Raw genomic sequence first — 8,538 nt, 5'->3', positions numbered from 1 at the left:
GACGAGACCCTCCTGAACCTCACCACCACCCTCAGCACCCTCGCCGGCGCCATCAACCACACCACCCACGACCGCGCCCCCGCCACCACCTAAACGGCTAAAGAGAACTCACCCACTTGTGCGGGAGAGGTCACCCCACCCGCATAAGTGGGACGCCGATGGCTTGTTGCGTGATTGGGGCCACCTTGTCCCCGGTGCCTCGAGCGTCTACGCTCCTTGAAACTTGGGGTACTCGCGGTGAAAAGACTCCTCAACGTGATGTATCTCAATGTCAAGGTATTTGACATTGGAGTCCACTCTTTGGTTTTATCTTTATGTTAAGAAAATCAAGATAGAGACATTGACGCAATGGAGCTCATGCCTCGTAAGCACCGAGTAGATGAGATCCATGCACCTGACCGTGAACAGCCGCGTACGACCATCCCGAAGGGAGGGCGCCGTTCCCGTCCTTTGGCTGGCGCTGCTCTCCAGCCCCATCGCCGCCGCCAACAATGCCCCAGTGCTGATCATGGGTGATATCGCCCGGTCACTGGGAGTCACCGCCGTCGTCGGCGGGCTGTTGGTCACTGCCTTTGCGTGGGCCTTGGCCGCTGCCACCCCATTGATGGCAACCCTCCAGCGCCGGCGGGGCACAAGCACTGTGCTGTGGTGGAGCGCTGCATTGATCGTTGGAGGATCTATCGTGGTTCTGGCCGCCCCCTGGCTACCGGCGATACTTGTCGGACGCGTCGCCCAGGCTGCAGGTGGCGCCGGCATGATGACGTTGGCTATGAGCCTGGCCGGTAGCGCCCGACGAATGGGCGTCATCGGTGCAGGAGCCGGAATCATCGGCGCGGCCGGACCGCTCCTGGGACGGGTCGTTTCTGACGCCGCATCTTGGCGCGTGGCTCTTGTGCTGTCCGTCGTTGTGCTCATCGCGGTCCCGGCCGTCAGCCGCTACACTTCCAGGGCAGCCGCCGAAGGCCCCTTTGATGCTCGGGGAGCTATCTTCCTCACGGCTCTGACCTCCGGTATCGTCACCGTTCCGATCGCTCCGCTGGCCGGTGCAGGCATCATACTCACCGCGTTAGTCCCGCTGGTCTTCCACATCCGGCGTCGGCCTGGGGGATTCATCCCCTTGTCAGTGCTTCGCGTCAAGATCTTCCAAAGCTCCGTTGCCGTGGCTCTGGTCCTGTCAGTCAGCTACTTCACCCTGTTGTTCGCCGTGCCCCAACTCATCAGGCACCGCGCCGGCTGGTCTGCTGATGCTGTGGCCACTGGCCAACTGGTGGCCCTTGTACTCGGTTCCATCCTGACTATGGCACTGGCCGCCGGTGCCGCCAAAATCGGCAGAAAGGGCATCCGCTGGATCTTGTTGTCCTTAGGAGCCGCGGCAGCGGCGACGGCACTCTTCGCCGATGCAGGACCAGCCCTTCTGATCGCCGCAGGATTGGCTGTCATGTGCGCCACGGCAGGCAACGCTACGCAGTCCATGGAAGCCATCGCGGCCGTTCCCACCGACGAACGCGCCTCCGCTGTCGGACTGTTCTCACTGAGCTACCTCTTGGGCGGAGCCGTGGGACCAGCCCTTGCCACCCTTATGGTCATGAGCTGAGCACTTCCGGCTGGCTGTAATGGACAACCCACCACGGGCAGCATAGCTGAACAAGACCAACCGAGAATACCACCGTGGGTCTTCACAAAGACCCAACAATCCACACAATAGATAGAGGAGAACCACCATGAATCACGTAAAGCTTCAGTTCAGTGATGGCCGCAGCGACGTCGAAGGAATCGATAACGTCAACCATGTCCTGCGCAGCGTTGGCGTTCGTACCAGCACAGTAGACATCCCGGTCGACGCCCGCCCCATCCTCGAAGCCGCTCAACACCGCGCCATCACCGAGGCCGAACAGCTCGAACTCGTCAACATCTTCAGCATGGACCGCGCCGATCTGCTCGAGCAGGTCAAGCTGGCCGGACGCACTCCCGAGGTACACCGCGGCGGCCACCTCGCGACCGCCGAGGGCGGCAATCCCGCGTACCCCAAGGTCTACGACATGCAGGCCATGACACCCGAGATGCGCGTCTGGGCCCTGAACCGCTACGGTCGCCTTCACGTGAACTCCTCCGATAACGGATCCGGCATCGACGAAGTCATGACCGTGGTTTCCGGCGGAGCCTTCACTTGGTGCTACGTGCTGCCAGACGGTGTCATCGCCCGCTTGACCGTCCAGCACGTAGGCCTCGAAGGCCCCGCGATCCGGCTGAGCTACCCGGGCATGGGCCCGCACGCAGGCTACATGGACCCCGAGAAAGGCCTCATCGTCGCCTACGCCCACGGCCCGGAAGAGTTCGTCATCCGCTTCGACGAACCGACCGCACCGTACAACGAGCTCCTGAACACCAACCCCTGGGTCGATTTCTCAGGAGACGTCCCCACACTCCGGGACAAGGTGGAAGGCTAAACAGCCTCAACCCGGGAACCGGGGTCCCTTGCTAGCAGCCAGATGGCCATTGTCTACACGATGGCCATCTGGCCGCTGCTTTTGACCTACGGGAAACGGGATGCCTCCTGGCCCCGTTTCTTATTCGCCGATCCTCCCAATGCGGGCATCGTGGTCGAACCCAAGCCGGGCTGGCTCTGTGTGAAGGCGCCCGCTGCATAGGGGAGGGAGTCGGTCTGGCTTCTTCGTGAGGGGGAGGGCCCGGCCGGCCCGCGCGGCGGAAGCGGTGGCACGGGAGTTGGCCAGCCGAGGTCCTTTAAGACGCAATCGGGTGGCCGGCCAGAGCCACCTGGCCGAGCAATTACCGCGCGTTACGATGCGGTACAAAGCGTCGTAGCGCGGCCAGAAGACGTCAGTCTTCGTTCGGTTTCCCTTGACCACGCGGGAGGCTCCTTTACCCTCACGGCAAGTCCGGAAGACGGCCCTTCGAAGTCGTCTGGCGTCAGGGGAATCGTATGAACAAGGCAGTCAATCGTTCACGGCGTGCTGTCGTGTACTGCATCGCGAATATTCTTCCCTGCGTAAAGTACGTGGTCACTTGGAGCACGATTCATGTTGTGCCGGGAGCGCGGTCCGATAGCAGAGGAAACGGGACCGGTTCCGCCCTTTGTTTGTGGCGGCTTCCCGGTTATCTTTGATTGTCGTTGCCGGCGGTCAGGGCTGGGGAGCTCAGGGAGGACCTGATCGTAGCGTTCGTGGATTCCACCTTGGCAGGGGCCGCCGGCCGTCTCTGCGCTCCTATTACGCTGAGGACTACGACGAAAGTTCCCAAGATCTGGATGCCGGTGAATGGTTCACTGCCGATAAGAACACCGATCAGGACGCCTGCGACGACGTTGAGCAGACTGAGCACTCCGACGGTGGCCGCGGGGAGGTGTTCGAAGCCCGAGAACCAGCAGAAGTAGGCGAAACCCGTGGCTACGAATGTCAGGTACGAGACAGCCAGGTAACCCGCTCCGTCGAGTTCGGGCGGGGCGCCCTCGGCGAAGATCGCAACGACAAAGAGTTCAATGCCGCCCACGACGAGCTGCCATGTGGTCCATGTCAAGGCGGATGCGCCATCATTCCACAATTTGGTTAGCGCTGCGCCGAGAGACATCAAAACAAGCAGCCCGACGGCGGCGGCTACTCCCATCAGGTTGACCTCCTTTGTGCTGGTGCCAACTATCAGAAGCACGCCTCCGATTCCCATGACAGCCATTAGGAGCAACCAAGGCCTGGTTCGTTCGCCCAGGATGATCCAAGCAAAGAAGGCGATGGCCAGCGGGCTGGCGGCGCCAAGTGAGGCCGCGATACTTGAGGGCAATAGTTGGGCTGCAATATATACGAGCAGGAAGAATGCGCCCATATTGACGGTTCCAAGCACTATGGCCCGTCCCCATTGCTTCCCGTGAGGGACACGACGGATGACCAGCAGCAGCACCAGCCCAGCGGGCAGAGCCCGCAGAGCTGACCCCCACAGGGGCTGGTCGGCGGGCAGATATGTGTGCGTCACCCAGAACACCGATCCAAACGCAATCGATCCAAGCGCAGTCAAAGCTGCCCAGAACCATCGACGTGAGGTCAGGATGAGCATGTGTAGGCCCTTCGTTGGGGGGAAAGAATCAGTAACCCTTGAGAGGGCTGACAGGATGGAGGCGCTTGGCACTCTTGGCCCCCGCGTGCCGTGGACAGGCGGGGGCCAAGAGTGCAGGTTATTTAGACGGGAATGACGGATCCGAGGGTCGCTGCGAACGGATCAAACCCTTCAGGTAGCGACGCGGGCGGCACGACGGTCGAGGCTACGGCAACGAATTCCTGTCGTTCGATCGACTCCTCGACGGAGACCATAGTGTCAAGGACGTGATATCCCACTTCGCCGGTGGCGATGTGCGAACTCCCGCTGCGGATGGCGCGCGCCATATCCAGCACACCCAGCCCGCGTCCCGCCGCCGGTTCCTCATCGAGGAGGGTCTCGAACGGCTGTTCGATCGGGAATGTCGCATTCTCACCAAGCAGCCGGGCCACACGGATCGGGTGGCCGCCACCGAAGGTGTTAGGGTCGGGCAGAATAATGGAGCCTTCGGTGCCATTGACTTCGAAAACCCCCTGACGGAACAACGGGGTGTCGAAGGACAGCAACGACTGGGCGTTGCCCCCTTGTTCAAAAGTTGCCAGTACGCTGAGGTGGGTTGGAACCTCGACCGGGAACTCGGTGCCAGCGTTCGGGCCGACGACGAGCCGCCGGGTTTCGCGGGATTTCGACCCGGTGGCCACCACCGAGGCAATCGGCCCGAGAAGGTGCACAAGCGCGGTGAAGTAGTAAGGGCCGATATCGAACAACGGGCCCCCGCCCTTTGCGAAGAGGAACCCTGCGTTGGGGTGGAAGATATCCGGTCCCTCATACTGCATGCTTGTCACCGCACTGAGCGGAGTACCGATGAGTCCGGCTTCGATGGCTCGTTTTGCGGTCTGCCAACCCTGCCCAAGGACGGTGTCGGGAGCGATTCCGAGTTTCAGGCCCAGCTCGTTTGCCAGGGCGACGAGGCCAGCTGCGGTTTCGCGATCGACGCCGATGGGCTTCTCGCTCCAGACGTGCTTGCCGGCCCGCAGTGCAGCCGAGGAAACGGCGACGTGCGTGGCAGGAAGTGTCAGGTTGATGACGATCTCAACATCCTCATCGGTCAGGACTTCGTCCGCCGTGCCCCACCGCCCGACACACCATTTTTCTGCCTGTGACTGGGCGCGCCCGGTGTCAATGTCACCGAGGCGGACGACCTCGATGTCCGGGAATTTCGTCAGGTTTTCGAGGTATTGGTCGCTGATCATTCCGACACCGATGAATCCGATGCCGACTCGGCCTGTGCGGGTCATGCTGACACCTTCCGGTCTTCGTTGGCGAGGGTGTTCTGCAGCCAGGTGAAACTCTGGGTTACCCCGTCGAAAATGTCGCCCTCGTAATGGTCGAACTCGATGACGGCGTATTCGAGGGCGGTAGCCGTGGCGATCCCGGCGGCCAGTGGCACATCGCCTTGACCGGCGGGCAGCTGGTCCTTCGGAAGTTCCGCCGTCGAAATCCCTTCGCGCCACGGACCGTCCTTGATATGCACGGCGATGAGGCGGTTTCCGAGTCGGGGGAGCAACTCGTGGACATCAACGCCGGCGGCGTTCGCCCAGTAGAGGTCCAGCTCGAGCTTTACCTCCGGTTCGAGCAGGTCGATGAACAACTCGTACGCCGAGCGGCCCTCGATCTGAGCCCGGAACTCGTGGTCGTGGTTGTGGTACCCGACCGACAGGCCGTAGGTTGCTGCGGTCCTGGCAGCTGCATTCAAACGGGCCGCGACGCCTTCGACGTCGGCGCGGGTCTGCCAAAGTTCGGCGGGGACGAATGGATCAATGACGACTTCAAGTCCGAGTTCTTTTGCAGCTCGGAAAGTATCTTCGTGTGAAGGGACTTTGCCTTTGATGCCGTCGGGGCTGTCGATCTCGTCCTGGACGAGGAAGGCGTGTCCCGTGCGGGCGGTGATGCCATGGGCATCGAGAGCTGCCTTGAGTGCAGGTGCGCGGTCGACGAAGGCAAAGGCTTCGACCGTGGTAAAGCCGATCTCGGCGAGCCGGGCGATGCCGGCGTCAAGGTTGGTCTGCAGGGCGGCGTTTACCGTATAGAGCTGCAGGGAAATAGCTGGAGTCACGATGGACCTTTCTAGTGTTATTACAGAGCGCGTGGTGACTATTTGGAAGGTGGATGCGTTTTGTTCCTACCGCTCCGTCCCCCCGGCGATGTGAGTTCGGGTCCTGTTTATCGGACCGATTTGATGGGGAAGATGACCAAAGCTCCGAGCAGCACCGCGAAGCCAGCACCCCAGAGCATGAGGGTGTAGTTGCCCCCGGAGGTGCTCCCGGCATGCAGGAGCCACAGACCCACCACGGGAGCAAGGGATTGCGGGAGGGCGTTGGCGATGTTGATCACGCCAAGGTCCTTGCCGGGGCGGTCAGGATTGGGAAGGACATCGACGATAAGTGCCGTGTCGATGGCGACGTAGACGCCGTAGGCGAAGCCAAGGATGATTTCGGCGAGGTAGAACATCTCTACAGTGCCTGCGTGGGCGAGAAGGACGAGACCGGCCGCCGTGAGTGCGGTGGAGGTCCACACGAACACCTTGCGGCGGCCGAACCGGTCCGAGGCCCACCCCGAGATCGCTGCGCTGACCAATAGTGCGATCGTGTAGAGGAGGACGCCGAACGCGACGGCGGCGACAGCGTCCGCTTGGGCAAGCCCGATGTGGTCTTCCATGTACAGCACACGGTAGGTAGTGAACATGAAGGTGCCGAAGGTCATCAGGAAGCGTCCCCACCACGCCCAGCCAAAGTCGGGATTCTTAATCGGGTTGGTCCAAAACGATGAGACGAGATTTGTCCAGGTGAAGCGCTTCAGCGGTTCGGCAGGAAGCTCGTCTTTCGCGACAAAGCAGTACACCAGCACGGCGATGATGGCGAAGATGCCCGGGGCGATGAAGAGCATGGGGAGGTTACCCACGAGGTAGACGGCCAAGTAGATACCGGCAAGGATGGCGATGTTCTGTGCCAAGGCTATGGCGCTGGAAGCCTTGCCGCGCTGGAACTCCGGAACGTTGTCGGCGAAGCTCGCTGTGATGGCGGCGAATACCGCGTTGGCAGACAGCTGCGCCAACAGCCATCCCAGAGCCAATTGCAGCACGTCGCCGGAGGACGCAATCCACGCGAGCGACCCTACGAAGACGAGGATGCCCCCGAGGATCCATGGACGGCGGCGGCCCCAGCGGGTGCGGGTGCGGTCGGACAGTGCGCCGAAGAGCGGATTACCGATCAAAGCACCGAGGGCGCCAAGGGGAAGAACTGAACCGACAACCGTTTCCGGGCTTGACGGGTTTAATTCCGTTGCTTTGAGAGACATGCTCACAAAGATCGGCGAGAGCAGCGCGAAGAAGAGACCGAACTGTGCCAACCCGAGCGCCCAGATGTATCCACCGCTGACGCGCTGGGGGATGAGTGGCCGGCTGGTGTCTTCTTCGATCAATGCGCCGGGTGCTGTCGCCGTTATGCCCTTTTCGGGATCGCGTTTGGACTGCATAGACATGACTCCTCCTCGAGTCACAGGGGCAGAAAGTTGCCCGGTTAGAAGCCGCAGATGACGGGTTGAATAGAAGATAGCACGAAAACCACCGTGTGGTGGGATTTATTTTGAACTCTCAGAATACCCCCGATTGCCAGCAGGAGTCACCCGCATGGCGCTGCTCGCCAATGAACCCGTCGCGCACGGTACGCTGCTGTGATGAGTAAAGGACAGACTGGTGCGCGCGGGCCCTATGTGAAAGGAGTCCAGCGGCGACAGGAGATCCTGGACCGAACCCTTGATGTCGTAGCGCATCGGGGTATCGAGGCCACCTCGCTCAGGGCAATCGGTGAGGCGATCGGTATTTCTCACGGAACGCTGTTGCACTATTTTGAATCACGCGAGGCTCTTCTGCTCGAGGTCCTTCGCGAGCGGGACACGATTGCCCAGGCGGCATTGAGTGGAATCGATCAGGTATTCCCGTGGCTGGAAAGCGGGGCGAACAACAACGCTAAGGATCCGGCGATGGTAGCGCTCTATACAACGCTGCTGGCAACAGCGGTTGAGGCAGGAAACGAAAGCGCGCGGGCGTTTTTCGCAGAAAGATTCAAGAGCGTGCGCGCTGACCTGTCGGGTCGGCTACGCGCAGAACTCGCCGCCTCCGGGCGCCATCCAGAGGCAGATCTCGACCAAGTAGCGTCCCTGATCATGGCAGCGTTCGATGGGCTTCAGATCCAATGGCTACTCGACAGAGATATAGACATCGCGGGCACAATTCGGCTCATCGAACGAGTGCTCTAGTGTCTTGTGTTTCCGTGGAGCCCAGCGTTGCCGACGGATGGGGAGGGATTTGAAGACGAGACTGGCGGGCCCGGAACAGGATCGTCGACCGGATTATCAAAAGCCAGGCTGACGCCGGGTATTTCATCCTGCCTCGCAAGATCTTTCGGTAACCATTGCAAGGTCCTCGACATGCCGGCG

8 protein-coding genes are annotated in these 8,538 nt (G+C 61.3%); 4 read left to right on the top strand and 4 right to left on the bottom strand.

The annotated features are described in order from the left end of the window. Nucleotides 1-379: 379 nt before the first annotated feature. The 3 genes from ACIPY3_RS22270 to ACIPY3_RS22260 all read left to right on the top strand — a co-directional run bounded on the left by ACIPY3_RS22270 (nt 380) and on the right by ACIPY3_RS22260 (nt 2,648). Nucleotides 380-1,594: an MFS transporter gene (locus ACIPY3_RS22270; RefSeq protein ID WP_400337547.1), complete on the top strand. Its 1,215-nt coding sequence runs from the start codon at nt 380-382 to the stop codon at nt 1,592-1,594. Between the two features lie 127 nt (nt 1,595-1,721). Then, entirely contained in the window at nt 1,722-2,447 is a 726-nt protein-coding gene (locus ACIPY3_RS22265; RefSeq protein ID WP_400337545.1) for a hypothetical protein, read from the top strand. A 42-nt stretch (nt 2,448-2,489) separates the two neighbouring features. Then, complete coding sequence (locus ACIPY3_RS22260) at nt 2,490-2,648, top strand: hypothetical protein (protein ID WP_400337543.1); 159 nt, start codon at nt 2,490-2,492, stop codon at nt 2,646-2,648. Nucleotides 2,649-3,114: 466 nt separating this feature from the next. Here ACIPY3_RS22260 and ACIPY3_RS22255 read toward each other — a convergent pair whose 3' ends face one another. The 4 genes from ACIPY3_RS22255 to ACIPY3_RS22240 all read right to left on the bottom strand — a co-directional run bounded on the left by ACIPY3_RS22255 (nt 3,115) and on the right by ACIPY3_RS22240 (nt 7,581). Further along, nucleotides 3,115-4,062 (bottom strand): DMT family transporter, encoded by a 948-nt coding sequence (locus tag ACIPY3_RS22255; RefSeq protein ID WP_400337541.1) that lies wholly within the window; start codon nt 4,060-4,062, stop codon nt 3,115-3,117. A gap of 122 nt (nt 4,063-4,184) precedes the next feature. Beyond that, on the bottom strand, nt 4,185-5,339 hold the full coding sequence (locus ACIPY3_RS22250) for a Gfo/Idh/MocA family protein (protein ID WP_400337539.1): 1,155 nt from the start codon (nt 5,337-5,339) through the stop codon (nt 4,185-4,187). Beyond that, nucleotides 5,336-6,157 (bottom strand): sugar phosphate isomerase/epimerase family protein, encoded by an 822-nt coding sequence (locus ACIPY3_RS22245; RefSeq protein WP_400337537.1) that lies wholly within the window; start codon nt 6,155-6,157, stop codon nt 5,336-5,338. Before ACIPY3_RS22245 ends, ACIPY3_RS22250 begins: the two co-directional genes overlap by 4 nt. Nucleotides 6,158-6,264: 107 nt before the next feature. Next, entirely contained in the window at nt 6,265-7,581 is a 1,317-nt protein-coding gene (locus tag ACIPY3_RS22240; RefSeq protein ID WP_400337535.1) for an MFS transporter, read from the bottom strand. A 195-nt stretch (nt 7,582-7,776) separates the two neighbouring features. On the opposite strand from ACIPY3_RS22240, the gene ACIPY3_RS22235 reads away from it, so the two are divergent. Next, entirely contained in the window at nt 7,777-8,358 is a 582-nt protein-coding gene (locus tag ACIPY3_RS22235) for a TetR/AcrR family transcriptional regulator (RefSeq protein ID WP_400337533.1), read from the top strand. Nucleotides 8,359-8,538 lie beyond the last annotated feature (180 nt).

It is taken from the genome of Paenarthrobacter sp. NPDC089714 (assembly GCF_044748905.1).
Lineage (GTDB): Bacteria > Actinomycetota > Actinomycetes > Actinomycetales > Micrococcaceae > Arthrobacter.
The sequence above is the reverse complement of the archived record's forward strand: the minus strand, read 5'-3'. Positions and strand labels throughout refer to the sequence as shown.